23 protein-coding genes are annotated in these 24,388 nt (G+C 42.2%); 16 read left to right on the forward strand and 7 right to left on the reverse strand.

Going from position 1 to position 24,388, the window contains the following annotated elements; translation table 11 throughout:
• Positions 1 to 767: 767 nt before the first annotated feature.
• A complete protein-coding gene (locus ACFSTG_RS09855; RefSeq protein WP_380751854.1) occupies positions 768 to 1,466 on the reverse strand; it encodes a DUF4294 domain-containing protein in 699 nt (232 codons plus the stop codon).
• A 103-nt stretch (positions 1,467 to 1,569) separates the two neighbouring features.
• On the opposite strand from ACFSTG_RS09855, the gene ACFSTG_RS09860 reads away from it, so the two are divergent.
• Positions 1,570 to 2,658: a M42 family metallopeptidase gene (locus ACFSTG_RS09860; RefSeq protein ID WP_380751856.1), complete on the forward strand. Its 1,089-nt coding sequence runs from the start codon at positions 1,570 to 1,572 to the stop codon at positions 2,656 to 2,658.
• A gap of 132 nt (positions 2,659 to 2,790) precedes the next feature.
• The gene (locus ACFSTG_RS09865) at positions 2,791 to 3,873 is read left to right on the forward strand and encodes a DNA topoisomerase IB (protein WP_380751859.1); all 1,083 of its coding nucleotides are present in this window, start codon (positions 2,791 to 2,793) and stop codon (positions 3,871 to 3,873) included.
• Between the two features lie 66 nt (positions 3,874 to 3,939).
• Here ACFSTG_RS09865 and acs read toward each other — a convergent pair whose 3' ends face one another.
• The gene (acs, locus tag ACFSTG_RS09870) at positions 3,940 to 5,844 is read right to left on the reverse strand and encodes an acetate--CoA ligase (RefSeq protein WP_380751862.1); all 1,905 of its coding nucleotides are present in this window, start codon (positions 5,842 to 5,844) and stop codon (positions 3,940 to 3,942) included.
• Positions 5,845 to 6,057: 213 nt separating this feature from the next.
• On the opposite strand from acs, the gene ACFSTG_RS09875 reads away from it, so the two are divergent.
• Genes ACFSTG_RS09875 through ACFSTG_RS09885 form a run of 3 tightly spaced genes read left to right on the forward strand, consistent with a single transcriptional unit; the run spans position 6,058 to position 7,585 of the window.
• A complete protein-coding gene (locus tag ACFSTG_RS09875; protein WP_380751865.1) occupies positions 6,058 to 6,984 on the forward strand; it encodes a DnaJ C-terminal domain-containing protein in 927 nt (308 codons plus the stop codon).
• The gene (locus ACFSTG_RS09880; RefSeq protein ID WP_380751868.1) at positions 6,974 to 7,267 is read left to right on the forward strand and encodes a chaperone modulator CbpM; all 294 of its coding nucleotides are present in this window, start codon (positions 6,974 to 6,976) and stop codon (positions 7,265 to 7,267) included. The genes ACFSTG_RS09875 and ACFSTG_RS09880 overlap by 11 nt, the downstream gene beginning before the upstream one ends.
• A gap of 15 nt (positions 7,268 to 7,282) precedes the next feature.
• On the forward strand, positions 7,283 to 7,585 hold the full coding sequence (locus ACFSTG_RS09885; RefSeq protein ID WP_380751871.1) for a hypothetical protein: 303 nt from the start codon (positions 7,283 to 7,285) through the stop codon (positions 7,583 to 7,585).
• Between the two features lie 209 nt (positions 7,586 to 7,794).
• Here the strand turns inward: ACFSTG_RS09885 and ACFSTG_RS09890 are convergent, their stop codons facing one another.
• Positions 7,795 to 8,745 carry a phosphoribosylaminoimidazolesuccinocarboxamide synthase gene (locus ACFSTG_RS09890; RefSeq protein ID WP_380751874.1) on the reverse strand — a complete coding sequence of 317 codons (951 nt, stop codon included), beginning with the start codon at positions 8,743 to 8,745 and terminating at the stop codon, positions 7,795 to 7,797.
• A gap of 67 nt (positions 8,746 to 8,812) precedes the next feature.
• Entirely contained in the window at positions 8,813 to 9,766 is a 954-nt protein-coding gene (locus ACFSTG_RS09895) for a PhoH family protein (RefSeq protein WP_380751877.1), read from the reverse strand.
• A gap of 107 nt (positions 9,767 to 9,873) precedes the next feature.
• Between ACFSTG_RS09895 and ACFSTG_RS09900 the strand changes: the two genes are divergently transcribed.
• The 5 genes from ACFSTG_RS09900 to dnaN all read left to right on the forward strand — a co-directional run bounded on the left by ACFSTG_RS09900 (position 9,874) and on the right by dnaN (position 15,248).
• Positions 9,874 to 10,707 (forward strand): SAM hydrolase/SAM-dependent halogenase family protein, encoded by an 834-nt coding sequence (locus tag ACFSTG_RS09900; protein ID WP_380751880.1) that lies wholly within the window; start codon positions 9,874 to 9,876, stop codon positions 10,705 to 10,707.
• Positions 10,708 to 10,846: 139 nt separating this feature from the next.
• Positions 10,847 to 11,149 carry a putative quinol monooxygenase gene (locus ACFSTG_RS09905; RefSeq protein ID WP_380751883.1) on the forward strand — a complete coding sequence of 101 codons (303 nt, stop codon included), beginning with the start codon at positions 10,847 to 10,849 and terminating at the stop codon, positions 11,147 to 11,149.
• A gap of 353 nt (positions 11,150 to 11,502) precedes the next feature.
• Positions 11,503 to 12,240, forward strand: a complete 738-nt coding sequence (gene gldF / locus ACFSTG_RS09910) for a gliding motility-associated ABC transporter permease subunit GldF (RefSeq protein WP_380751886.1) — start codon at positions 11,503 to 11,505, stop codon at positions 12,238 to 12,240.
• The gene (gene gldG / locus ACFSTG_RS09915; protein WP_380751889.1) at positions 12,237 to 13,910 is read left to right on the forward strand and encodes a gliding motility-associated ABC transporter substrate-binding protein GldG; all 1,674 of its coding nucleotides are present in this window, start codon (positions 12,237 to 12,239) and stop codon (positions 13,908 to 13,910) included. The genes gldF and gldG overlap by 4 nt, the downstream gene beginning before the upstream one ends.
• A gap of 219 nt (positions 13,911 to 14,129) precedes the next feature.
• Positions 14,130 to 15,248, forward strand: coding sequence for a DNA polymerase III subunit beta (dnaN, locus tag ACFSTG_RS09920; protein WP_380751892.1), 1,119 nt, complete (start codon positions 14,130 to 14,132; stop codon positions 15,246 to 15,248).
• Positions 15,249 to 15,407: 159 nt separating this feature from the next.
• On the opposite strand, the gene ACFSTG_RS09925 is transcribed toward dnaN, so the two are convergent.
• The 3 genes from ACFSTG_RS09925 to ACFSTG_RS09935 form a co-directional block, all read right to left on the reverse strand.
• Positions 15,408 to 16,016, reverse strand: a complete 609-nt coding sequence (locus ACFSTG_RS09925; protein ID WP_380751895.1) for a hypothetical protein — start codon at positions 16,014 to 16,016, stop codon at positions 15,408 to 15,410.
• 24 nt (positions 16,017 to 16,040) lie between these two features.
• On the reverse strand, positions 16,041 to 16,646 hold the full coding sequence (locus ACFSTG_RS09930) for a DUF4468 domain-containing protein (RefSeq protein WP_380751898.1): 606 nt from the start codon (positions 16,644 to 16,646) through the stop codon (positions 16,041 to 16,043).
• A gap of 220 nt (positions 16,647 to 16,866) precedes the next feature.
• The gene (locus ACFSTG_RS09935; protein ID WP_380751901.1) at positions 16,867 to 17,205 is read right to left on the reverse strand and encodes a DUF4870 domain-containing protein; all 339 of its coding nucleotides are present in this window, start codon (positions 17,203 to 17,205) and stop codon (positions 16,867 to 16,869) included.
• A 576-nt stretch (positions 17,206 to 17,781) separates the two neighbouring features.
• On the opposite strand from ACFSTG_RS09935, the gene mnmE reads away from it, so the two are divergent.
• From mnmE to ACFSTG_RS09965, 6 genes are all read left to right on the forward strand, one after another.
• Positions 17,782 to 19,242, forward strand: a complete 1,461-nt coding sequence (mnmE, locus tag ACFSTG_RS09940) for a tRNA uridine-5-carboxymethylaminomethyl(34) synthesis GTPase MnmE (protein ID WP_380751904.1) — start codon at positions 17,782 to 17,784, stop codon at positions 19,240 to 19,242.
• Positions 19,243 to 19,473: 231 nt separating this feature from the next.
• Entirely contained in the window at positions 19,474 to 20,106 is a 633-nt protein-coding gene (locus tag ACFSTG_RS09945) for a helix-turn-helix domain-containing protein (RefSeq protein ID WP_380751907.1), read from the forward strand.
• Entirely contained in the window at positions 20,084 to 21,241 is a 1,158-nt protein-coding gene (locus ACFSTG_RS09950; RefSeq protein WP_380751910.1) for a tyrosine-type recombinase/integrase, read from the forward strand. The genes ACFSTG_RS09945 and ACFSTG_RS09950 overlap by 23 nt, the downstream gene beginning before the upstream one ends.
• An 11-nt stretch (positions 21,242 to 21,252) precedes the next feature.
• Positions 21,253 to 22,149 carry a hypothetical protein gene (locus ACFSTG_RS09955; protein WP_380751913.1) on the forward strand — a complete coding sequence of 299 codons (897 nt, stop codon included), beginning with the start codon at positions 21,253 to 21,255 and terminating at the stop codon, positions 22,147 to 22,149.
• Positions 22,150 to 22,235: 86 nt separating this feature from the next.
• Complete coding sequence (locus tag ACFSTG_RS09960) at positions 22,236 to 22,589, forward strand: helix-turn-helix domain-containing protein (protein WP_380751916.1); 354 nt, start codon at positions 22,236 to 22,238, stop codon at positions 22,587 to 22,589.
• An 81-nt stretch (positions 22,590 to 22,670) separates the two neighbouring features.
• Entirely contained in the window at positions 22,671 to 24,155 is a 1,485-nt protein-coding gene (locus ACFSTG_RS09965) for a hypothetical protein (protein ID WP_380751919.1), read from the forward strand.
• Positions 24,156 to 24,388: the final 233 nt, after the last annotated feature.

Below are 24,388 nucleotides of genomic sequence, written 5' to 3' on the forward strand. Positions count from 1 at the left end.
GAACATGACCCCCTCCGCCTTCGGCACCTCCCCCTAAAAGGGTGAGGATCATTCCGCCTTCGGAAGGATGTCTCTTGTGGAAATAAAAGGAGTTGAACCTTTTCTTTGTTACCCTTACCCGGGATTCCTTTTCAGTATAATTTGATGAACATTCGTTCTCGTTCTAAGCGGCTGCAAATATACAACCGATTTTAAAACCTGCAAGAAAAAAATTTTATTTTTTTTCAGGGAACTTCCCGAACTTGTTTTGTCACAAAAGCGGATGCAAACTTACAACCTTTTCCCGTTACAACACAAACAAAATTTCAATCTTTTTCAGAGAACTTGCCAACCAATCAAGGTGGGCTTTTTCGCCTTGAGACTCCTGCTCTACTGGGCCCGAAACTCCCGGTCTAATGACCCTTTGTTGTTTCTCAAAGCGGGTGCAAATATACGCCTGTTTCTTTCTCCCGCAAGTCCACAACCCATCTTTTTTAAGGTTTTTTTAAGCCTTTGAAATAAGGGGCTGAAAATGTGATTTTTGAGAGGGGATTTTTTTAGATTTCTTTGAAACCCTGTCAGGGATCCAAACCGATGACAGGGTTGATAACGAACGGGCGAGAACCGGGATCAGGTCGTATCGCGTTAGCGGGTGAAGCGTCATCTTTTAAAGCGCTTCCACATAAGGCGCTTTAAAAATACAGCGGAACACGCGACCCACCGTCCGCGTACCGCCAAAGCTTTAACGGAGGCGCAACCCCTCTGTGAAGGTGGGGAACGCCCAAATATTAAATAGCTTTACCCGGCTTCTTTGCCTCCTTTGAAGAAGAAGACCATTTATTGGTCAACTCCAAAAAATTAAAATCGAGCGCAGAGGGTTGTTTGGATAACTGTTTGTTTTGAAACGCCCTTTGCAGAATGTCTTCTATTAAATAATCTTCCTGGTCATGCTCGGGTCTGAACTCTTGCTTAAGAGAAATATCAAAAAGGCTGGCCGTGGTGTTATACCAGAAAGCCCTCCACCCGCTCTTTAGATCCTTAATAAGATCAAAGGCAGTAGTTCCGGTTTGCCTGTGAATGAGCTTTACCAGGATCTGTCCTTCTGTACGGGTCAATTTCTTGAGTTCTGCCGAGAATTGGTCTTCAATATAATCCTGCACTATTTTAGTATAGCGCTTCCTGTCCCTTTTAGTCTTGATCTGGTCAAGCCTGCTGTTCAATTCCACCAGGCGTTCTGAAGCCAGTTTGGCATATGGATACACTTTTATGGTCTTGCGTCGAAGGATCAAATATTTTCTGCGTTCCAGCTCACTGTCAAATTTGATCCTGCCCAGTACCAGTACCTCATCCAGATCGATATGTTCCCTGGCGATGGTATCCCCCTCTATGAGCATGTATCTCTTATACAGGGTATCTTCAACAGGAAACTGTTCCTGGGCCACTGCAGAAGCTGAAACCAAAAGCAATAAAAGAATAAGCTTATTCACACTTTTTGTTTTAGAAAATAACGCCAAAATCATTCCAAAATTACATTATCTATAAATTGTCAGCTGTATTATTCTTATTAAATTCGTGCCAAATATTTATTAAATGGGAAAAGAAAATATACTCACAGAGAAGTCGATCGATTTCCTTGAAAAATATCTGAACAATGCTGCTCCTACCGGTTATGAGTGGGAAGGACAAAAACTTTGGATGAATTACCTGAAGCCGTATGTAGATGAATTTATCACCGACACCTATGGTACCGCCGTAGGGGTGATCAACCCAAAGGCTAAATATAAGGTAGTGATCGAGGGACACGCCGATGAGATCTCCTGGTATGTCAATTATATAACCGATGACGGATTAATCTATGTAATAAGGAACGGGGGGAGTGACCACCAGATCGCTGCTTCCAAAAGGGTGAACATTCATACAAAGAACGGGGTAGTAAAAGGTGTTTTTGGCTGGCCGGCCATTCATACCCGGGACAAAGAAAAAGAACAGGCTCCAAAACTCGACAATATCTCAATAGATGTAGGATGCTCTACCAAAAAGGAGGTCGAAGCACTTGGAGTTCATGTGGGCTGCGTTATCACTTATCCTGATGAATTCTTTATCCTTAACGAAAATAAATTCGTGAGCCGTGCACTCGATAACAGGATTGGCGGATTCATGATCGCTGAAGTAGCCCGTCTTTTGAAAGAGAACAAGAAGAAACTGCCTTTTGGACTTTACATCACCAATTCGGTCCAGGAAGAGATAGGTCTCAGGGGAGCCGAAATGATCACGCAACGTATAAAACCAAATGTTGCCATCGTGACCGATGTTACTCATGATACCACAACCCCCATGATCGAGAAGAAGACCAATGGTTTGACGAAGATCGGGGACGGGCCGGTGATCTCCTACGCACCCGCAGTGCAGAACAGATTGAGAAACCTGCTTATTGAAACTGCTGAAGATAAGCAGATCCCGTTTCAACGCATGGCCTCTTCAAGAATGACCGGTACAGATACAGATGCTTTTGCCTACAGTAATGGCGGGGTTGCTTCTGCTTTGATCTCCCTGCCGCTGCGTTATATGCATACTACGGTAGAGATGGTACACCGGGATGATGTGGAGAACGTTATTCGTCTTATATATGAAAGTCTTCTGCAATTGAAGGACGGAGAAACATTCAGTTATTTTGAATAGTCTCTGAAAATCATATTTTAAAACCTCCTTATGCCTCCTTAATAATAGGAGGCTTTTTTATTTTTGAACTTTCACATTTTTTTAAAGCTGAAAGAAAGGGATGCAGATTATCTTTAGAAAAAAAATTTCTCTATGACCCTTTCACCTGAAGAGGTAACTGCCCTGATCTCCAATCCTGATCTTGCCGCCGAAAAAGCCAACCTGCTTTACATTTCTGAGGAAGACCTCTGTATTGAACGGCGTAAACGAGGTAAAGGATACCAATATCTTCAGGATGGGGAACCCGTAAAGCCCGAAGTTGTTGAAAGGATAAACAAACTGGTCATTCCTCCCGCATGGGAAAAGGTAATGATCTGCCCCGTTGACAACGGGCACCTGCAGGTCATTGGCAGGGACGTAAAAGGCCGGAAACAATACATCTATCACCCTGACTGGACGCGCATAAGGAACCAGACGAAATTCTTTAAAATGTCGGCCTTCGGAAAAGTACTTCCAAAAATAAGAGCGCAGGTAGATAAGGATCTTGACCTAAGAGGAATGCCCATGCGAAAAGTACTGGCACTGGTGGTAAGGCTTATGGAGGAAACCCATATCAGGATAGGTAATGACACCTATGCCCGTGAAAATAAATCTTATGGCCTTTCCACCCTAAGAAGCCGCCATATACAAGTATCCCGTGGAAAGATGAAGTTCAATTTTGTGGGAAAGCGGGGCATAGAACATTCGGTATCTGTACTTGACAAAAAACTGATCAGGCTGGTGAACCAGTGTGAGGAAATTCCCGGGTGGCAGGTCTTTAAATACTATGATGAAAGCGGGTCTAAGCAAAGTATAGACAGCGGGATGGTAAACCGTTACATCCAGGAAATAAGCGGGGAATTATTCTCAGCGAAAGATTTCAGGACCTGGAGTGCTACCAAGATCTTTTTTGAACACCTGCGGGAAAAAGGATATGCTGAAGATGAGAAAGAGAACAAAAGCAATATTTTGAGCGGTTTTGATACCGCGGCAGCGGCTTTGGGTAATACAAGAAGTGTTTGCCGCAGTTATTATGTTCACCCTCATGTAGTAGAGGCTTATGAAACCGGAGAGATCGTACCTTATTTCTTAAAGGTGAATAGAAAGAGAACCGTAAAACCCCATTTTTCGCAAACCGAGGAGGTACTATTGGAAATGATCAGGAATTTCGAGATCAACCTGGAAGAACAGGATTGAACTTATTACAAAAACCTCTCAGAAAGAAAAAACCGGAAATGCTTCCGGTTTTTCATCTTTTAGGGTCTATAGCGCTTTTTCCATTATCTCCTCCACCACTTCAGGATTGAGAAGGGTTGAAGTATCCCCAAGGTTGGAGGTGTCTTTTGAGGCTATCTTCCGCAGTATCCTACGCATGATCTTACCGCTCCTGGTTTTTGGAAGACTTCTTACGAACTGGATCTTTTCAGGTTTTGCAATAGGTCCCACGGTACTGGCAACCAGGTCGCGAATCTCTTTTTTAAGCTGCTCTGACTCCTCTATATGGTCATAAAGGATCACATAGGCATATAAAGCATTTCCTTTTACATCATGCGGGAAACCTACCACCGCACTTTCAACTACTCCTTCGTGTTCATCAATGGCATTTTCTATTGTGGCTGTTCCCAGGTTGTGACCCGAAACGATCACGATATCATCTACCCTACCCGTAATTCGATAGTTCCCGGTCGCGTCTCGATAAGAGCCATCTCCCGTAAAATACTTATTGTCATAGGTTGAGAAATAAACCTCTTTATACCTTTCATGATCGCCATAAATGGTCCTGGCGATTGAAGGCCAGGGGAATTTAATGGCAAGTCTTCCTTCCGCCTTTTCCTTCAGGTTGGTGATCTCCTCCCCATTATCATCCATAAGTGCGGGTTGCACTCCGGGTAAAGGAAGGGTTGCAAAGGTGGGTCGCGTTGGGGTGATTCCGGCGAGTGGCGAGATCATGATCGCCCCGGTCTCGGTTTGCCACCAGGTGTCCACCACCGGACAATTTCCTTTTCCTATGTTGTCATTGTACCAGTGCCAGGCTTCTTCGTTTATGGGCTCCCCTACACTTCCCAATACCTTCAGCGAAGAAAGATCATGTTTCTCCACAAATTTTAAGGGTTGCTTGGCCAGGGAACGAATTGCGGTGGGAGCAGTATAGAAATGGGTGACATTAAGTTTGTCACAGATCTCCCAGAACCTTCCGTAGTCAGGATAACTGGGAATACCCTCAAACATGACCGTGGTCGCTCCAGCAGCCAGGGGTCCGTAAATTATATAGGAATGACCGGTGATCCAGCCAATATCGGCGGTACACCAGTAGACGTCATTTTTCTCGGGCTGAAAAACATTCTCAAAGGTATAGGTGGTGCCCACCAGGTATCCTCCTATAGTATGAACCATACCTTTGGGTTTGCCTGTAGAGCCCGAAGTATATAAGATGAACAGCATATCTTCTGCATCCATGACCTCTGCCGGGCAATCTTTTTGCGCTTTCTGAAGTTCCTCGAACCAGAATTTATCCCGGCCCGGGGTCATTGTCGTGGGCTCTACCGTTCTTCGATATACAATAACCGTCTCAATACTCGGAGTGTTTTCCAGGGCCTTATCACAGATCTCTTTCAAATTCACCTTTTTGGAGCCTCTGTAAACTTCGTTGGCCGTGATCAACATCTTGCATTCAGAATCATTGATCCTACGTGCGATCGCGGCGCTTGAGAAACCTGCAAACACTATGGAATGTACGGCGCCAATCCGGGCACAGGCCAGCATGGCGATGGCAAGTTCAGGGATCATTGGCATATAAATGCATACTTTATCCCCTTTTTTGATCCCGTTATTTTTAAGGACATTGGCAAACCTGGAAACCTTCACGAACAATTGCCGGTAAGAGATGTAACGGGATTCTTCATCGGGATCATTGGGTTCCCAGATGATGGCGGTTTTATTACCAAGCTTTTCAAGGTGCCGGTCAAGGCAGTTCTCGGTTATGTTGATTTTTCCTCCCTGGAACCATTTGACCTCCGGCTTTCTGAAATCCCATTCCAGGGTTTTATCCCATTTTTTTTGCCAGGTAAAAGTCTCTGCGATCTCGTCCCAAAAAGCTTCAGGTTCCTTTACACTTTTTTTGTAAGCCTTCTTGTATTCGGCGAAGGTCTTTATCCTTGTATTTTCCATAATTCTAAATTAGCAAAACCCGTCTCAAAAACAAATCTTCTTCAGCCCTGATTTTAAGCAGTTTCTAAAAAGCAATATTTTCAGAAGCTCTTAAAATTAAGATCCCTGTAGATTCACAGAGTTTTAAGACTAAAATCCTTTCCTGCTTTTCTGAATTATGTATATTTAAAGGAGGAGAGTAAGAAATCCCCGAACCTTAAAGTCTCAAGATCCATGGAATTTATTGACTACTACAAAGTTTTAGGACTGGGAAAAAACGCTACTAAAAGCGACATCAAAAAAGCATACAGAAAACTGGCCCGGAAATTCCACCCGGACCTTAATCCCAATGACCCTGCAGCCCAAAAGAAGTTTCAGCAAATCAATGAAGCGCATGAGGTGTTGAATGATCCTGAAAAAAGGAAGAAATACGACAAATACGGCAAGGACTGGCAACATGCGGAAGAATTTGAGAAGGCCAGGTCACAACAGCAATATCAGCAACAGTATTCAGGAGATCCTTTTGGAGGTCGTTCTACGGGCGGATTTGGAGGAGGGAACTATGAAGAAGGCGACTTTTCTGATTTCTTCGAATCAATGTTTGGAGGGGCAGCCAGAGGAGGCAGGCGCACCACCCGTTTTAGGGGACAGGATTTTAATGCCGAGCTAAAATTGAACCTTACCGATGTTTACCGGTCTCAAAAACAAACCCTCACCATAAACGGTAAGAACATTCGATTGACCATTCCTGCAGGAGTTGAGAACGGGCAAACCATTAAGATCAAAGGTCATGGTGCCCCGGGAGTGAATGGAGGGCCGGCGGGAGATCTCTTTATCACCTTTGCCATTATTAACAACACCTCCTTTAAAAGGGAAGGAAAAGACTTGTTTAAAGACGTAGATCTTGATATGTACACCGCCGCGCTGGGGGGAGAGATCACGGTAGATACTTTTGACGGGAAAGTCAAACTAACCGTGAAACCGGAAACACAAACCGGCACCAAAGTAAAACTAAAAGGAAAGGGTTTCCCTGTCTATAAAAAAGAAGGACATTTCGGGGATCTGTATATTACTTATAGGGTAACAGTCCCAGAAAACATAAGTGCCAGAGAAAAAGAATTACTTAAGGAACTTCAAAAAATGAGAAAGCATGGATCCTAAGGAATATATATCTGTAACCGAATTTTGTGAGTATAACCACATCCAGTATTCTTTCATAAATTCCCTCAGCGAATATGGATTATTGAGTGTCACGATCATAGAAGAGAATGAATACATTGATCACGAGCAGGTAAGGGAGCTGGAAAAAATGATGCGTCTGCATTACGACCTGGAGATCAACCTGCAGGGAATTGATGCCATCAACCATTTGCTCAACCGGGTCTCAGAGATGCAAAATGAGATAAGGTTACTTCGCAACCGGCTCAAACGATTTGAAGAATAATTTAAACCAATCTATATGAAGATCTTATTGAATTTTTTTGCAGGCTTTGCCTTGTTCTTTTTCACCGCTACCTGCAATGACACTACAACCACCGGAAAAATGGAAATAACAGGAACTATAGAGCAACAGGGGATCACCTCATATCAGTATGGCACTCACACCCTTACCAATGAGGAAACATTTTACGCATTAAAAAGTGAAACGGTCAACCTTGATGATTATTTAGACCGTGAAGTAACTGTCGTAGCCGAGAAGATAGAGGGCTATCCCGTAGACGGGGGTCCGGATTATTTACTGGTTTTGGAGTTAAAGGAATAAATAGTTGGTAGTTATGAGTTATGAGTTGTGAGTTGGTAACGAAAAACTGACAACCCACAACTGTTTTAAATTTCATGCAGCTCTGCCTGGATGACAATACACCCAATCACAGCATCACTCCTTTCACCATCACAGCATCACTACGTCACAACATCACGCAGCTCTGTCTGGATGACAAAGAACACGGTCTACCGGCTACAGACTACCGACTAAAGACTATCCAAATACCTTAGGACGTTCTTTTCGATCCTCTCCTCAATATTGGAAATATCGGCTTTAATGAAGGTTTCCCCGGTGATCTGCTCATAGAGTTCAATGTATCTTTCGGAAACCGAATTGATGTAATCTTCACTCATTTCCGGGATCTGCTGCCCTTCCTTACCCTGAAATCCATTCTCGATAAGCCACTGCCTTACAAACTCCTTTGAAAGCTGTTTCTGGGGCTCCCCTTTTGTGAGCCGGTCAAGATACCCTTCAGCGTAAAAATAACGGGAAGAATCGGGAGTATGGATCTCGTCAATCAACACGATCTTTCCGTCTTTGTTCTTTCCGAATTCATATTTGGTATCTACCAGGATAAGTCCATTGTTCCTGGCGAGTTCACTTCCGCGGAGGAACAGCTGACGGGTATAGGTTTCCAGAGTATTATAATCCTCTTCAGAGACAATCCCACAGTCAAGGATCTCTTCCCTCGAAATATCCATGTCATGTTCTCCAGATGCTGCTTTGGTGGTAGGGGTAATAATGGGCACGTCAAAGGCCTCATTTTCCTTCATCCCGCCGGGCATCTTCACTCCGCTCAGGGTACGTTTCCCTGCAGTGTATTCCCGGGCCGCATGGCCTACCAAATATCCTCTTATCACCATCTCTACCTTGAAAGGCTCACACATTTCCCCAATAGCGACATTAGGATCTGGAGTCGCCTCCAGCCAGTTGGGGACAATATCTTGTGTGGCTTTCATCATTTTGGTGGCAAGTTGATTCAGGATCTGGCCTTTAAAGGGAATACCCTTGGGCATCACCACATCAAAAGCCGAGAGACGATCTGTTACGATCATTACCAATTTGTCATTTTCAAGTGTATACACCTCCCGTACCTTGCCTTTGTAAACTGATTTTTGTCCGGGAAAATTAAAATTTGTAGATGTTATGGTATTCATTTTTGAAATATGAGATTATAAAAAAAGATCCCATAGCAAAACCGGGATCTGAATATGAGGGTTATAACTATTCGGGAGTTTCTATTCTCTTATAGGCTGCAATGATCTGTTTTACCAGTTTATGCCTTATGACATCCTTTTCATCCAGGTGAATGATACCCACCCCCTGCACATCCTGCAATACGAGAATGGCTTCTTTCAAACCTGAAACTACCCGCTGCGGAAGGTCGATCTGGCCGGGGTCACCGGTGACCATGAATTTCGCATTTTTCCCCATTCGGGTAAGGAACATCTTCATTTGAGCATGCGTAGTGTTCTGGGCTTCATCAAGAATGACAAAAGCATTGTCAAGGGTGCGTCCCCTCATGAATGCCAGCGGTGCTATTTGAATGGTACCTTTTTCAATAAGACTTTCCAGCTTCTCATGAGGGATCATATCTCTTAATGCATCATAGAGCGGTTGCATGTAAGGATCCAGTTTTTCCTTCAGGTCGCCCGGAAGAAACCCAAGGTTCTCCCCCGCCTCAACAGCAGGTCGCGTAAGGATGATCCTTCTCACCTCTTTATCCTTCAGGGCTTTTACTGCCAATGCAACCCCGGTGTAGGTTTTGCCGGTCCCCGCGGGGCCAATGGCAAATACCATATCGTTCTTTTTCATAAGGTCAACCAGACGCCTCTGGTTTGCGGTTTGTGGTCTTATGAGCCGGCCACTTACGCCATGCACAAGCACTTCACCACTTTCGCTGGAAGTATCGTAATCCTCCTGCTTCTCACTGGTGAGCACCCTTTCCATGGTATTCTCATCCAGTTTATTGAACTTCCCGTAATGATCGATCAACATATTGAACCTTTTATCGAATTCTTCCAGCAGTTCCTCATCTCCGTAGATCTTGAGTTTATTTCCTCTTGCAACAATTTTTAACTTCGGAAAATACTTTTTCAGCAGTTCAATATGTGCATTTTGTTCTCCAAAAAAATCCCGCGGGTTTATTTCTGAAAGTTCAATTATAAGTTCGTTCAAAAGCGGATGGATTAAATTTAAAAATTGGGTTTTTTATCTTTAGATTTGCAATACAAACTTAGCAAATTAAAGGTTTAAGTTACTAAAAAATATTCTAACAATTGCCCATGGCTATTATTACCTTAACCACAGATTTTGGGGAAAAAGATCATTTTGCAGGGGCAGTTAAAGGAGCCATTTACACCGAGTTACCCATGGCGAGGGTCGTGGATATTTCACACTCCATTTCTCCCTTCCACATTACAGAAGCTTCCTACATTATAAAAAATGCCTACAAGAGTTTTCCCGAAGGCAGCATACATATCATAGGGGTAGATTCTGAGCTTACTCCGGAGAATAAACACATCGCCCTGAAACTGGACGGCCATTATTTCATTTGCGCCAATAACGGGATCCTGTCTTTGATCGCTTCAGAATATGTACCCGAAAAGATCGTGGAGATCAATATTCACGATAAGGTGGAAAGCAATTTTCCTGTGCTGGATGTTTTCGTGAAGGTAGCGGGGCATCTTGCCCGGGGAGGAACCCTGGAGGTAATAGGAAAACCCATTACTGAGATCAAACAGATCAAGGAGGTGGAGCCGTATTTCAATACAGAGCAAACACAGATAAAAGGTAATGTCCTGTATATTGACAACTACGGAAATGTGGTGACCAATATTTCAAGAAAGTTGTTCGACAAGATCGGGAAAGGCCGGAAGTTTACAATGAGGGCCCGTACCGCCACCTTTGACGAAATCTACAACACCTACAGCGATGCCATTAATTTTGACACCGATCAATTAAACCGGGAGGACGGGAAGAAGCTCGCTATTTTCAACTCGGGCGGGTATATTGAACTGGCGATCTATAAAAGCAACCCGAGTACGGTAGGCAGTGCTTCCACCCTCTTCGGACTGGAATGGAGGGATACGGTGACGATAAATTTTGAGAAGGAGTGATTGGTTAATCGGGGATTAGTTAATTGGGGATTAGGGATTGGTTAATTGGAATTTGGAATTCGGAATTTGGAATTTACAGTTTGGGATTTGGCCCTCCTACGCTTTTCAGCTCCGGCGGGTAAAAATTTGTAAATTAAATATGATAGTAAGAATTGTAAAAATGACTTTTAATGCTTCGGAAGTTGAAGCTTTTCAGGAGTTATTTCAACAGAATAAAGAGAAGATAAGAGGATTTGAAGGCTGTAATTTCCTGGAGTTGTACAGGGATAAAAACGAAGATAACATCTTCTTCACCTACAGTTACTGGGAAAATGAAGATGCCCTTGAAAATTACCGCACTTCCGCCCTTTTTAAAGAGGTATGGAGCAATACTAAAAAGATGTTCTCAGGCAAACCCGAAGCCTGGAGTGTGGATAAGGTTTGGAGCAGCGGGGATCGTTAATTCGTTAATTCGGGATTCGGGATTTGGGAATCGTTGATTCGGGAAACGGAATTCGGGATTGGTTAATCGGGGAATCGTTTATTCGGGAATCGGGATTCGGGATTCGGGAATCGGGAATCGTTAACTCGGGAATCGTTAATTCGTTAATTCGGGATTGGTTAATTGGGGAATGGTTAATTGGGGAATGGTTAATTCGGTAATCGGGATTCGGGAATCGTTGATTCGGGATTCGGGAATCGTTAATTCGAAATTTTGAATTTTGAATTTTGAATTTTGAATTTTGAATTTTGAATTTAATATCCAATATTCATTATACATTATACATTATTCATTAGAAAATATACATTCACAAAGTGTTTGCAGTTTTAAAGAAAGAAATAAACTCATTTTTTGCTACTCCCATTGGCTACCTGGTGATAGGATTGTTCCTGTTACTTAACGGACTATTCCTGTGGGTGTTCAAGGGGGAGTTCAATGTATTTGACAGCGGCTTTGCCAGCCTGGAACCCTTTTTTACCCTGGCTCCCTGGATCTTTCTTTTTCTCATCCCCGCGGTGACCATGAAGAGTTTTTCTGAAGAGATAAGACAGGGCACCCTTGAACTGCTGCTTACGAAACCTATTAGTTCATGGCAGCTGGTACTGGGCAAATATTTAGGAGCCCTGGCCCTGATTATTTTAGCACTTCTGCCAACCCTGCTCTATGTGGTGAGCATTGACACCCTAAGCAGGACAGATTCTCATGTTGACCTTGGAGTGATCACGGGATCCTATTTCGGACTCCTGTTTTTGGGTGGGTGTTATGCCGCTATCGGGGTATTCGCTTCTATCCTCTCCCCTAACCAGATCGTGGCCTTTATCCTGGCGGTGTTTCTTTGCTTTATCAGTTTTTTTGCTTTTGAAGCCCTGGCAGATCTCAACCTGTTCAGCCTGGGAGCCTTCGGCCCTGAAGACCTGGGTATCAATGAACATTATAAAAGTATTAGCCGCGGGATCATTGACACACGGGATCTTATCTATTTTTTTAGTTTTATTTTCCTATTTCTGGCGTTGACAAAATTCAACCTTGACAGTAAAAAATCAGTCTCTTGAAAAAAAATCATCCAAATATCTTCAGAGCCCTGATACTGTTTGCGATACTCATTTTTCTCAACGTGGTCTCATACCAGTTCTATGAGCGCTTTGATCTAACTGCAGATAACAGATACACCTTGTCCCCGGCTGCAATTTCGATCCTGGAAAAAGCAGAATCTCCGGTGGTGATAGATGTGTTCCTGGAAGGGGAATTTCCGCCCGAATTCCGCAGGTTACAGCAGGAAACCCGGCAATTGCTGGAAGAATTCTCAACCTATAATCCGCACATAGAATTCAATTTTACAGATCCGCTTGAAGGCGGTGGGAATGCACGGCAGGTCGCGACCTCCTTTTACCAGATGGGAATGACCCCTGCGCGTATCAATGTGGCAGAGAACGGACGTACCAGTGAAGCTATCATTTTTCCCTGGGCTATTGCCAATCATGGGAATAAGACCGTTAGTATCCCGTTGCTCAAGAACCAACTGGGAGCCACTACCGAGGAGCGGGTAAGAAGTTCTGTACAGAATCTGGAATATGCTTTCGCTGACGGACTCAGCAAACTCCTGGAACCCCGAAAGAAGAAAGTTGCCGTGATGCGAGGCAATGGGGAACTTAAGGACGCTTACATCGCCGATTTCGTGAAGAGCATCCAGGAATACTATTTCACAGCCCCATTTACCTTAGATTCTGTAGCCGTTGATGCACAGGGAACCCTGGACCAGCTGCGGGAATATGATCTCATCATTGAAGCCAAACCCACAGAACCTTATACCGAAGCTGAAAAATATGTGCTTGACCAGTACCTTATGGGCGGCGGAAAGCAGCTGTGGCTGGTGGAACACGTCGCGATGGAAACTGACAGTCTTTTCTCAGGTGCCGGCAGTGCTATTGCCCTTCCCCGTGACCTTAACCTGACCGATTATTTTTTCAAATACGGTTTGAGGGTCAACCCGGTCCTGGTACAGGATATCTATTCGGCACCCATCGTACTGGCCAGTGGGAGCGGGAATAATGCAGAATTCAACCCTTACCCCTGGTTCTACTATCCGCTTACCTTGTCGCCGAGCGATCATCCTGTAGTGAACAATATTGAGGCAGTAAGGTTCGAATACGCCTCTCCTATTGATACCCTCAAAAACGACCTTCAAAAAACGGTATTACTGGCCTCTTCCCCCAACAGTAAACTGGAAGGACTTCCCAGGGAAATAAGTCTTGATATTCTTGACCGGGAACCCGATTTGGATGCGTACAACGAGGGGGAGCAAGCACTAGCTGTGCTGGTGGAAGGCAGGTTCACCTCTGTGTATCAAAACCGGGTGAAACCGGTGCAAATCAGGGAGCCGCGGGAAGTAAGCGAGAAGACAGGGATCCTGGTGATCTCAGACGGGGACGTGGTGAAGAACCAGTTGCAACGCGGGGAACCTTTAGCCCTGGGATATGACCGGTATACGGGCACCAGCTATGGCAACAAGGAATTCCTGATGAATGCCGTGAATTACCTGCTGGATGATACAGGGCTGCTGGACCTTCGGTCAAAAGAGATCTCCATAGCCTTTCTTGACCTTGAAAGAACCGAAGAAAAAAGAACTTTCTGGCAGGTCATGAACCTGGTCATTCCGCTGGTGATACTGGGCATTTTTGCAATGCTGCTCCTGTATTTCAGGAGAAAAAAATACATTCGGTAATGATTGTTTTGACGGGTATTTTTCCGCAGAAAAATAAACGCAAAAAACGAAGAAGAACCTTATTAACAATTTTTGAGCAGCAGCAGCATTAATTCTCTGAAAAGTAGTGATATAGCGGGGCATTCAGCGATTTCCCTGTTAATAAAAAATAATGCCGCTGACCCCTATTTTTAAAGGATTAAGATATATTTGTATCAAAGTTAACTTATTACGAAGCCAATGAAATTTATTGTATCGAGCACTTATTTGCTGAAACAGCTACAAATACTCGGGGGAGTGATCAACAACAACAACACTCTTCCCATCCTGGATAACTTCCTTTTCGAACTGAACAACGACGAACTTACGGTTTCTGCATCAGACCTGGAAACTACCATGTCTGCCAAACTAAAGGTAGAATCTGAGTCTGAAGGAAAGATCGCGGTACCCGCCCGACTTTTACTTGAGACCTTAAAAACCTTCCCGGAGCAGCCTTTGACCTTTGTGGTAGAAGATAATAACACTATAGAACTTAGCTCCAATCACGGTAAATATGCATTGGCTTATGCCAGCGGCGAAGAATTCCCAAAAGCGGTGAGCCTTGAGGAACCAAGCAGTACCAGGATACAGGGTGATGTGCTGGCAACCGCAATAAGCAAGACCATCTTCGCATCAGGAAATGATGACCTGAGACCCGTAATGAGCGGGGTTTTCTTTCAGTTCACTCCTGAAAACCTGACCTTTGTTGCTACAGATGCCCATAAACTGGTAAAATATTCACGTGATGACATTTCTGCGTCTCAAACCGCCGAATTCATCATGCCCAAAAAGCCTTTAAATCTGCTGAAAGGTATACTTTCAGGATCAGACAGTGAGGTGCTGATAGAGTATAACGACTCGAATGCCCGATTTACTTTTGAAGACACTACGTTGGTATGTAGGTTGATCGATGGGAAATACCCGAACTATGAAGCGGTGATTCCAAAGGAGAATCCGAATAAACTGGTGATCGACCGCGGACAGTTCCTTAGCTCTGTAAAAAGGGTATCCATTTTCTCGAATAAGACCACGCACCAGGTGCGGTTGAAAATTGCCGGTGCCGAACTGAACATTTCCGCAGAAGATGTGGATTACAGCAACAAGGCCGAAGAACGCCTTACCTGTTCTTACCAGGGGGACGATATGCAGATAGGGTTCAATTCAAGGTTCCTTACAGAAATGCTTTCCAACCTGAACGCCAATGAGGTACAACTGGAGATGAGCCTTCCTAACCGCGCAGGGATCCTTACCCCGGTAGACGGACTGGATGAAGGGGAGAAAGTGACCATGCTGGTGATGCCGGTAATGTTAAACAATTAAGGCTTTCGCCTTGATTGTAGACCGCTGTGCTGCTGGATCGCTTGGCTGTTAGATGTTAGACCGCCTCTTCGGAGGCTGATACTAAAAAAAGAAGACCTCTGAAAAAATAAATTTTTCAGAGGTCTTCTTTTTGAATAAACCTTCAACAGGTTTGCCTGTTTAGATTGCTTTCCTGGGCTTCAATAATTTAAAGCCGTTAATGTATTTGGTGAGCTCTTTATCAATATTATCCAGGCCCTGGCCCCATAGGTCGAAAGGCTCCTCACTTATTAGATAGGAAAAGCAGTAAATGCTTCCATTGATCTTCAGGATCGTCAACCCCACCTTGGCATCAGGTTTATGTTGTACCCATTTCCCATCTTCCCCGGTAATAACCGCGCAGGGTGCCATTCCCGGTAGGGAGAATTGGTAGACCTTTGCTTTTCCGTAGACCGTTTCAATCTCTGTTGTTTTGCTGCCGGGTGGCAAATTCTTTTTGAACTCCTGCATCACAGGGCTCTGAAGCTCCCAGTCTTCCGCGGAAAGATCCGTTTCCCCATGCAGCTCAAGACTAAAGGTCCGGCATTCATCATCAGATATTGCCAGGCTTACCAGCTGCTTATTTTTAAGCTCTTCCTTTAATTTCGGCTTACCCAGTAAGTAAGAAAAATCGATCTGAAATTCCTTTCCGGGACTGGTGTAAACGCCTTTTTTGAGTTTTCCTTTCTGAGCGGTCAACGGCTGAACCATGAATACCATCATGAGTAGCAGCAGAAAATTTGTTTTCATTTTTTTCGCGAAGTGTTAAGTTCCTTACCATTCATCCTTAAGTCTTTGATCTGCGTAAGTCCCTTGTTTGATGGATCTTTCGAGAGCATCAAGCGCCTCAAGGGCTGCAAAATGAGATTTGTAAAAGGCCTTTCCCATCTTATTTTTGGTCTTCCCGTCAGGGTTGACGGGATAGGAATCGGCAACTTTAAAAGTCTGAAAGATGGAGGAGTAATCCATAATGAGTTCATTCTCAAATTCTGTGAGCACCAGGGAGGCACGAGCGCGGCCATCTTTGATATCAACGGCTATATTATGCCGGCAATCCACATAGTTATTGGGAAAGAAGGTGCTATGCACATCATCAAAAATCCCTTTACCTACGATCCTGTTGAGCACCCTGTCTTCAGTTTGAACCACAGAATTTCCCATACTATAGTAGTAAAGGAAAAAGTCCAGTACCCGGTTAAATATTTCGTCCTGTTCAACCCCGGGTGCCTCGATGATCCTTTGATACTCCACGTTGCCAGACTCGTTCAGAGCCCACTGTCCCTCTATTTCTTTTAACAGATCACGGGTATTGCGGTCCTGGGCAAAAGAGGCCGTGGTAAAGCCCAGAAAAAGGATCCAGAAACATGTTTTCATTTTCATCAGGTAATTATTTAGCTCCTTTAATTTCTGAAAAGAAAGTATATTAAAGAATGATTATTGTCAATCTTCCAGGATGGGGTAAAAACAAAAAAACCTGCTCGAAGAACAGGTTTTTTGGGGATTGGTGAATTGGGTCGCCAGGGATTCGTTAATTCGGGAAACGGGAAACGTTCAATCGAAATTTTGAATCTTAAATCTTTTAAATTGGTCCTCTGCCCTCTTACTTAATAATATTCATACTCAAAGGATAAGACGGGATCTCCCCGTTATTCACCTTGATCGCGTTAAGAATGGGAAAAACAATGGCGATGATCCCAATAATTATAATGAGTAATATTCCCAGCCCAAACAACAGGATAAGCGGAATGGAAATGATCGAATAGATGAAGAGGGATATCTGGAAGTTCAAAACCATTTTTCCATGCTCATCCATTCCAAGCACTTTATCTTTCTGGGTCAACCAGATCACCAGCGGCACGATGAATCCGCCTATTCCCGTCACCAGGTCCAGCAGTTGGCTCAGGTGGGTAAGCATTAGTAATTGTCTGTCTTCTCTCATGATTGTTGTGTTTGTGTGGTTCATTTTGATTTGATTGATGATTGTTTCTTCAAATATACGTTTTTATATAGTACTATGTTATAAAAGATACAGGTTTTTTACTGGTTCTCAGTTGTCGGTTTTGGGCTGCAAGTTGTGGGTTGTGGGTTGAAAAAATAAAAATTAAGAACCCAGTCTTTGATGTTTCCTGCAGATTTCGCTGATTTGCGCAGAATGCTAAAAAGCTTCAGCGGGTAATGCTTGAAATTTGCTGCCTGTAATTTGGAATTTCTGATGTTGCCGCGAACCTTCCACTGTCCTCTGCCCTCTGTCCACTCTTTGCTAATTGTATATTATATATTGTACAATGTAAATTGTCTATTGGTAATTGTTCACTGCTCATTGTTTATTGTTTATTGTTTATTGTTTATTGTTTATTGTTTATTGATCATTGATCATTGTTCACTGCTCATTGTTTATTGTTTATTGATCATTGCTCATTGTCACTTCTTCACTGCATCACTCCGTCACTTCACCACTCCCCGGAAGCATTAGACATTATTCAATATTCATTATACATTTTAATACCTTTGCCAAATGAAATTGAATGACAACATCGTAGCCCTTGCCACTCCTTCGGGAGCGGGAGCTATTGCCGTGATACGGGTATCGGGACCGGATGCTATTCACCTGGTGGCCCCGGTTTTTAAGTCTAAAGGCAATAAGGACCTGCGGGAACAATCTTCCCACACCCTGCACCTGGGGAATATTGTAGATGGCGAGCGTATTATTGATGAAGTACTGGTCTCTGTCTTCCACGGCCCGAAATCTTACACAGGGGAGAACACCATTGAGATCTCCTGTCACGGGAGCCCTTATATTCAGCAGGAGATCATTCAGTTATTGATACGGAAGGGTTGTCGTTCTGCGGAAGCCGGAGAATTCACCCTGCGTGCTTTCCTTAACGGAAAGATGGATCTGAGTCAGGCAGAAGCCGTGGCCGATCTTATCTCTTCGGAAAACCAGGCGAGTCACCAGATGGCCATGCAGCAGATGCGCGGTGGATTCTCCAACGAGATCCAGAAACTGCGGCAGGAACTGCTGAATTTCGCTTCTTTGATAGAACTCGAACTCGATTTTGCCGAAGAAGATGTGGAGTTCGCCAACAGGGAAGAATTCAAGAGCCTGGTGAGTAAGATTCAGCAGGTATTAAAACGGCTCATCGATTCCTTTGCGGTGGGTAACGTGTTGAAAAACGGAATTCCGGTGGCCATTGTGGGAGAACCTAACGTGGGAAAATCCACGCTGCTAAATGCTCTTTTAAACGAGGAACGTGCCATTGTTTCTGAAATTGCGGGAACAACCCGGGACAGCATTGAAGATGAGATCTCGATTGGCGGGATAGGCTTCAGGTTCATCGACACCGCCGGGATACGGGAAACCGAAGATGTGGTGGAAAGCATCGGGATCAAAAGGACTTTTGAAAAGATTGGTCAGGCGCAGGTTGTGCTATATCTTTTTGATGCCTCTCGTCTTCGTCACCTTCAGCCAGATTCTGAGCGTCATCCTGCCCCGAAGGATCGGGATGTTTCAGGATCTCATACTCCCGCCCCTACCCTCGAGCAGGTCAAGGTGGAGATAGGCAAGATCAAAAACCAGTTTCCGCAAAAGCCTTTGGTGATCCTGGCAAACAAAGTAGATCAGCTAAGTACGGAGCAGATAATAGATCTCAGATCGCAAATCTCAGATCTCAATACTATTTCAGCCAAAACCGGTGAAGGGGTAGAAGAACTCCAGCAGAAGCTGTTGCAGTTTGTGAACACCGGCGAGCTGCGCAACAACAACACCATCGTTACCAATACCCGGCATTACAACGCGCTGCTCAGCGCCCTGGAAGAGATCAACAAGGTACAGGAAGGGCTCAATAATGATCTGTCAGGAGACCTGCTGGCCATAGACATCAGGGAAGCCCTGCACTACTTTGGGGAGATCACAGGTGAAATTACTAATGATGACCTGCTGGGGAATATTTTTGCAAACTTTTGTATTGGGAAGTAACCGCACAAAACAAATCCATATTAATTCAAAATACATCGTGCTAATATAGTGTAAAGCCACCAAATCAACATCTCCCCCTATATTCCTATTTTGTAATGTTATTTGTTTTTTATGTTACAAGTTGTACCTCTCCTGTACCTTTCCAGTCTTTTTAAAAAATTTGTACCCAAACTTGCTTATTTGAGTTGACAAAGTTTACATAATAGTGTATCTTTGAATAAATTTATACAAATGAGCACCAATATTCGGATTGAGAAAATTTGCCGATTTTGCGAGAAGACTTTTATAGCAAAAACAACTGTAACTAAATATTGTGGTGACACTTGTGCGAAGAGAGCTTACAAGAAGCGAAAGAAAGAAGAGAAGATCCAAAAATCGTATAAGGAAACACGCAGCCATAAAAGCGAAAACCTGGAGAATCTTAAAGCAAAGGAATTTTTAACTGTAACTCAAGCATCTTTACTTTTAAACTGCTCTAGACAAAACATTTATAAGCTTATCAATTCCCACAAATTACCAGCATCTAACCTTCTACAAAAGAAAACGCTTATTCGCAGATCTGATATTGACGAACTTATTACAAACACTAAAACAGAGGCAAACCAAAGAAAAAACCTTCAACAAGGAGGGGACCAAAGCGGAATTATAGATCTCTACTCCATTTCAGAAATCCAAAGTTTGTTCGCAATTTCCGAAAGTGCTTTACAAGAACTTTTACGAAGAAATAGCGCTGTTAAATATAAACACGGGAGATCTGTTTTTATTCCCAAGGAAGTTATAGAAAACCTCATTTCACCCAAATCTAACCCCTCAAAAATCACTTATAATAATTCACATCTGAATGACAACAAAAGTAAAACTTAGACAGAAACCAATTAGTAAAGGTCGGAAAAGTCTCTATTTAGATTTTTACCCACCCATCCTCCATACAGAAACTGGTAAAAACACAAGACGCGATTTTCTCGGGTTATACATTTTTTCCAAACCTAAATCTTCGCTTGAAAAACAGCACAATACCGAAACTCTAAAAATAGGTGAAAGCATACGCCAAAAGCGTGAAAACTTCTTAAATAAACCTGAGATTTACAGCCAGTACGAAAAGGAGCAATTAAGGTTAAAGGAATTAGGAGAACATTGTTTTATTGAATACTTCAAAAAGTTAACCAACAAACGAAAAGCCAGTAACCACGATAACTGGGTTTCAGCCCTTAATTACCTTGAAGATTTTACTAATGGAAATTTGAAGTTTGCAGACCTAAATGAAAAATTTCTAAACGACTTCAAAGAATTTTTGCTTACCACAAAAAGCAAAAAGAGCAGTAAAACTACCCTTTCCCAAAATTCAGCAGTTTCTTATTTCAATAAAGTAAAGGCAGCATTAAAACAGGCGTTCAATGACGGTATATTACAAACAGACTTAAACGCTAAAATAAAGCCTATTAAAGCTGCCGAAACGAGACGGGAATACTTGACCATTGAAGAACTTAATAAGCTTGTAAAAACGCCTTGCAGCAATGCTTTATTGAAACGTGCAGCCCTATTTTCTGCACTCACAGGGTTGAGGTTTTCCGACATTCAAAAAATGAACTGGGGCGAACTTGAATACATAAAAGGGCAAGGGTATTTTTTGAACTTCAATCAAAAGAAAACCAAAGGCGTTGAGGTATTGCCGATTTCTGAACAGGCGTACAGCTTTACAGAAGGTACAGAAAAACCAGAGTCTATGCCAAAGGATCAGCCTGTATTTGAGGGGCTTAAATATTCAGCCTACCATAACAAACACTTGTTTCAATGGATTGGAGCAGCAGGAATAACAAAGGATATTACTTTTCATTGTTTCAGACATACCTTTGCAACCTTGCAACTGTTTAACGGAACAGACATTTACACCGTTTCGAAAATGTTAGGACATAAGGATCTAAAAACCACCCAAGTTTATGCTAAAATTGTGGATAGTTCTAAGCGAGTAGCCGCCGATAAAATTCAACTTGAAATGTAGTCAATAATCTTATGGAGAAATTAAATAATTTCAATTTACTGCATTCCAATATAATAATAGGCATGCATGCTAACGTCAACCTATCCTTAACTTTTACTGAGGACTTTAATAAGTGGCTGCATCATAAAGACAATGATTGGGGCATGGAAGATTTTAAAAGTAGAAACACCTTGTACGTTGGTTTTTTACATATTATTGACCTATCCGTTTTAAAGCAAATTTTTTATGATCTTGCCAGTATATATAAAAAACAATTTCCTTACGCTGAGAAACAAGCTTTCATTGATTATACTTTTGGTTTTACCATCGTTGACATAGAGAGATTTATATCCCGAGATTTCGGTTTTCTCGGATCGCCAACAATTAATTCACCATTAGAATACTACTACTGCTCTCTATCAACTGGGGAATTAATTGATTTTGCTATTCCCAAAGATTCCTCGATTGAACATTATAAACAATATTATAGGCAGGCTATAAATCTCATTAATAATATTCCTTATAACACTGCTTCACCCCTTCCTTTTAACTGCGAAATGCCCAAAATGTCTAAAGTTACCGACCAAAGTGAAAGTGAAGAACTCCAAAACACGAAATCCGACAACAATCAGTTTAGCGTTTTGCAATGGGCTACAATATTTTATTATGTTGATGAATCAGAATTTTCAACCAGTACCGACACCAAAATAAATCGTATGGAGCAATTTATGAAAGAGCAGAGCATCAACACAACCTTAAATAATTTCAAAAAGAATTATTATGAGGCAAAAAACAGAATAAATAAAAAAAATGATTACCCAATAAGAAAGCTTGAACCGCTAATTCAATACATGGAAGATAACTATCCTACGACAGTTAATCTCATCGAAACGGACTTGCGATTTCTCGAGGAAGAAAATGATATCTAAACCCATTATACCTATGCAAAGTAACCGTTAAGTAACCAGTTACCTCTCCTGTACTTGCAGCCATTGTTTAACTAAAATCAAAAACAATGGAACAAGTATTTTTTACCTTTCCTTTAGCAGAACTTGAACCCATCTTTAAAAGGTGGATTAGAGAGACACAAATTGAAACCGAATCTAAACAGGCTTCTTCCGAAACCACTGAGGACATATTAACCGTTCAGGAAGCAGCAAAATTCCTTGACCTAGCAGTTCCAACCGTATATAGCAAGGTAAGTAAAGGGGAGCTTCCTTTTATGAAGAGGAGCAAGCGCCTCTATTTTTCCAGTACCGACTTAAGGGAATATCTCAAAGCTGGCCGCAGAAAGTCAAATAGCGAGGTTGAGCAAGAGGCAAAAGCTTTGTTTTCAAGCACTCAAAAGGGACTGCGTAATGGAAAATAAACAGTTGCTCAGCCCCTATAGTTATTTGTGTTGGCGCTCTTTACAGGCGCAAACTATTATTTAATTTAAAAGATAATAGTTATGCGAGTTGAATTAAAGAATGAGAGGTTTTACATAACCCTCCCGCAACGCCTATATGTTGAACTTTTAGAATGGAATAAAGAGCATGAGAGGATGGATCTTGACTTAACAGCCCTAATCCTTCACTTTATCTTAAAACAGCAGTCAGAGCCTCAGGAATGGGTGCCACTGAGCTCTGTAATCCTTCGAAAATATGATAACGGAAGATATAAGTCAAGTGAACAAATTGAACTGCTACAGGAAGGAGAATTTATAGAGTTTCTGAACCACCAAAATAACATTCCTGGCAAAGAAAATTCTTGTAGGAGATTCAGGATATCATCAAAGTATTTTGAACAGGAAAAGGATGCTTCTAATCCGACTATCCACAGTTATGAAATAAAGCAACAGCCTCTTTTGAAAAAGCTTGAAAAGCATAATCGACACAGAAAAATTGAGGCTAGCAGTACCACAGCTCATCTCACAAAGTGGTTAGAATCTGATGGTTTCACCATTGACAAGGAAGCTGCTTTTAGTTACATTGAAGAAAAATACCACTCGGATTCCCGCAAGTATCTTACCCGATACGATAAAGTGGTTCAATTTGATCCAGCTCAGTCTTATTCGAGAGATGGCGATGACGATAGGCTCCATAGCATATTCACTCAACTCCCAAAGGATTTAAAACCATTTGTAAGTTATCAGGGGCAGCAGCTCATTGAGATGGATGTGAAAAATTCGCAGCCAATGATGTTCGTTATTTTACTTGAGGAGTTTTTACAGCATATTGATGATTTAAGTAAGAGTAAAAATGGAGTAAAGGAAGGAAGATTAAGAAAGAGGATTTATAATACTCTGAAGAAGTATATAAATAATAATGATACTGATTACTATAACAACAATAAGTATACAATAGATATAGAAACAATATCATATAGTATAACTATAATCTTGTTAGAAACCTTTGGAAGCCCTGATATTGCTGAAATTGATAATTTTATTTCGCTAGTTAACAGTGGGGCAATCTATGAAAAAACTGGTGAGTTGTTATTATCTACGGGAGCCATTTGGCAGGAAGAAGATACTTTTTTTACCATACTTTATAACAAGGAAAAAAATAAACAGGAAATTTCTGATTTTGGTTCCTTAAGAAAATGTGGTAAAACACTTATAATAAATGCTCTTTACTCTCCACGAGGAAAAGGCAGTGTAAGAGCCATAAATAAAGTAAAGGAATTATACCCTTCGATATTCCGAATTGTTGAAGCATTTAAGGATCCCAATTACAAGGATTTTGCTTTGATTTTACAGAGAATGGAAGCAAAATGTATTTTGGACCACTGTGCCAAGAATATTGCAAGGAAATATCCTGATATGCCTCTAATTTGTAGACATGACAGTTTATCCACTTCCAAAGCTTTTGGAGATGATTTATTTGAAGAATTTAAAAATCAAATCGAAAGTTATTTTGGCACAGAAATAAAAGTAGAAAAGGAAGTTTGGTAAAAACTCTTTCTTCTCGGCCTCTGAGGTAACCTTCTAAGCCTATATTTTACTCTATAGTTTTATACGGATAATAGTTGGAGAGGAAAATTTAATATCGGCTTTAGTAGCCTAACCATCAGCGATTTGAGTTATAGAGCTAATCTGTCAATGCAATCTGCTAATTTTTAGCATGATAGATTGTCCAACGTTCCGTATATAGTGTCGTAGCATACCGCAGGGTGCTATTCACTATA

This window comes from Salinimicrobium flavum (assembly GCF_042684505.1).
Lineage (GTDB): Bacteria > Bacteroidota > Bacteroidia > Flavobacteriales > Flavobacteriaceae > Salinimicrobium > Salinimicrobium flavum.

Excerpts from the sequence above, each read along its gene's own strand:
- ACFSTG_RS09860 (WP_380751856.1), top strand. The coding sequence starts at position 1,570 with ATGGGAAAAGAAAATATACTCACAGAGAAGTCGATCGATTTCCTTGAA.
- ACFSTG_RS09865 (WP_380751859.1), top strand. The coding sequence starts at position 2,791 with ATGACCCTTTCACCTGAAGAGGTAACTGCCCTGATCTCCAATCCTGAT.
- acs (WP_380751862.1), bottom strand. The coding sequence starts at position 5,844 with ATGGAAAATACAAGGATAAAGACCTTCGCCGAATACAAGAAGGCTTAC.
- ACFSTG_RS09875 (WP_380751865.1), top strand. The coding sequence starts at position 6,058 with ATGGAATTTATTGACTACTACAAAGTTTTAGGACTGGGAAAAAACGCT.
- ACFSTG_RS09880 (WP_380751868.1), top strand. The coding sequence starts at position 6,974 with ATGGATCCTAAGGAATATATATCTGTAACCGAATTTTGTGAGTATAAC.
- ACFSTG_RS09885 (WP_380751871.1), top strand. The coding sequence starts at position 7,283 with ATGAAGATCTTATTGAATTTTTTTGCAGGCTTTGCCTTGTTCTTTTTC.
- ACFSTG_RS09890 (WP_380751874.1), bottom strand. The coding sequence starts at position 8,745 with ATGAATACCATAACATCTACAAATTTTAATTTTCCCGGACAAAAATCA.
- ACFSTG_RS09900 (WP_380751880.1), top strand. The coding sequence starts at position 9,874 with ATGGCTATTATTACCTTAACCACAGATTTTGGGGAAAAAGATCATTTT.
- ACFSTG_RS09905 (WP_380751883.1), top strand. The coding sequence starts at position 10,847 with ATGATAGTAAGAATTGTAAAAATGACTTTTAATGCTTCGGAAGTTGAA.
- dnaN (WP_380751892.1), top strand. The coding sequence starts at position 14,130 with ATGAAATTTATTGTATCGAGCACTTATTTGCTGAAACAGCTACAAATA.
- ACFSTG_RS09925 (WP_380751895.1), bottom strand. The coding sequence starts at position 16,016 with ATGAAAACAAATTTTCTGCTGCTACTCATGATGGTATTCATGGTTCAG.
- ACFSTG_RS09930 (WP_380751898.1), bottom strand. The coding sequence starts at position 16,646 with ATGAAAATGAAAACATGTTTCTGGATCCTTTTTCTGGGCTTTACCACG.
- ACFSTG_RS09935 (WP_380751901.1), bottom strand. The coding sequence starts at position 17,205 with ATGAGAGAAGACAGACAATTACTAATGCTTACCCACCTGAGCCAACTG.
- mnmE (WP_380751904.1), top strand. The coding sequence starts at position 17,782 with ATGAAATTGAATGACAACATCGTAGCCCTTGCCACTCCTTCGGGAGCG.
- ACFSTG_RS09945 (WP_380751907.1), top strand. The coding sequence starts at position 19,474 with ATGAGCACCAATATTCGGATTGAGAAAATTTGCCGATTTTGCGAGAAG.
- ACFSTG_RS09950 (WP_380751910.1), top strand. The coding sequence starts at position 20,084 with ATGACAACAAAAGTAAAACTTAGACAGAAACCAATTAGTAAAGGTCGG.
- ACFSTG_RS09955 (WP_380751913.1), top strand. The coding sequence starts at position 21,253 with ATGGAGAAATTAAATAATTTCAATTTACTGCATTCCAATATAATAATA.
- ACFSTG_RS09960 (WP_380751916.1), top strand. The coding sequence starts at position 22,236 with ATGGAACAAGTATTTTTTACCTTTCCTTTAGCAGAACTTGAACCCATC.
- ACFSTG_RS09965 (WP_380751919.1), top strand. The coding sequence starts at position 22,671 with ATGCGAGTTGAATTAAAGAATGAGAGGTTTTACATAACCCTCCCGCAA.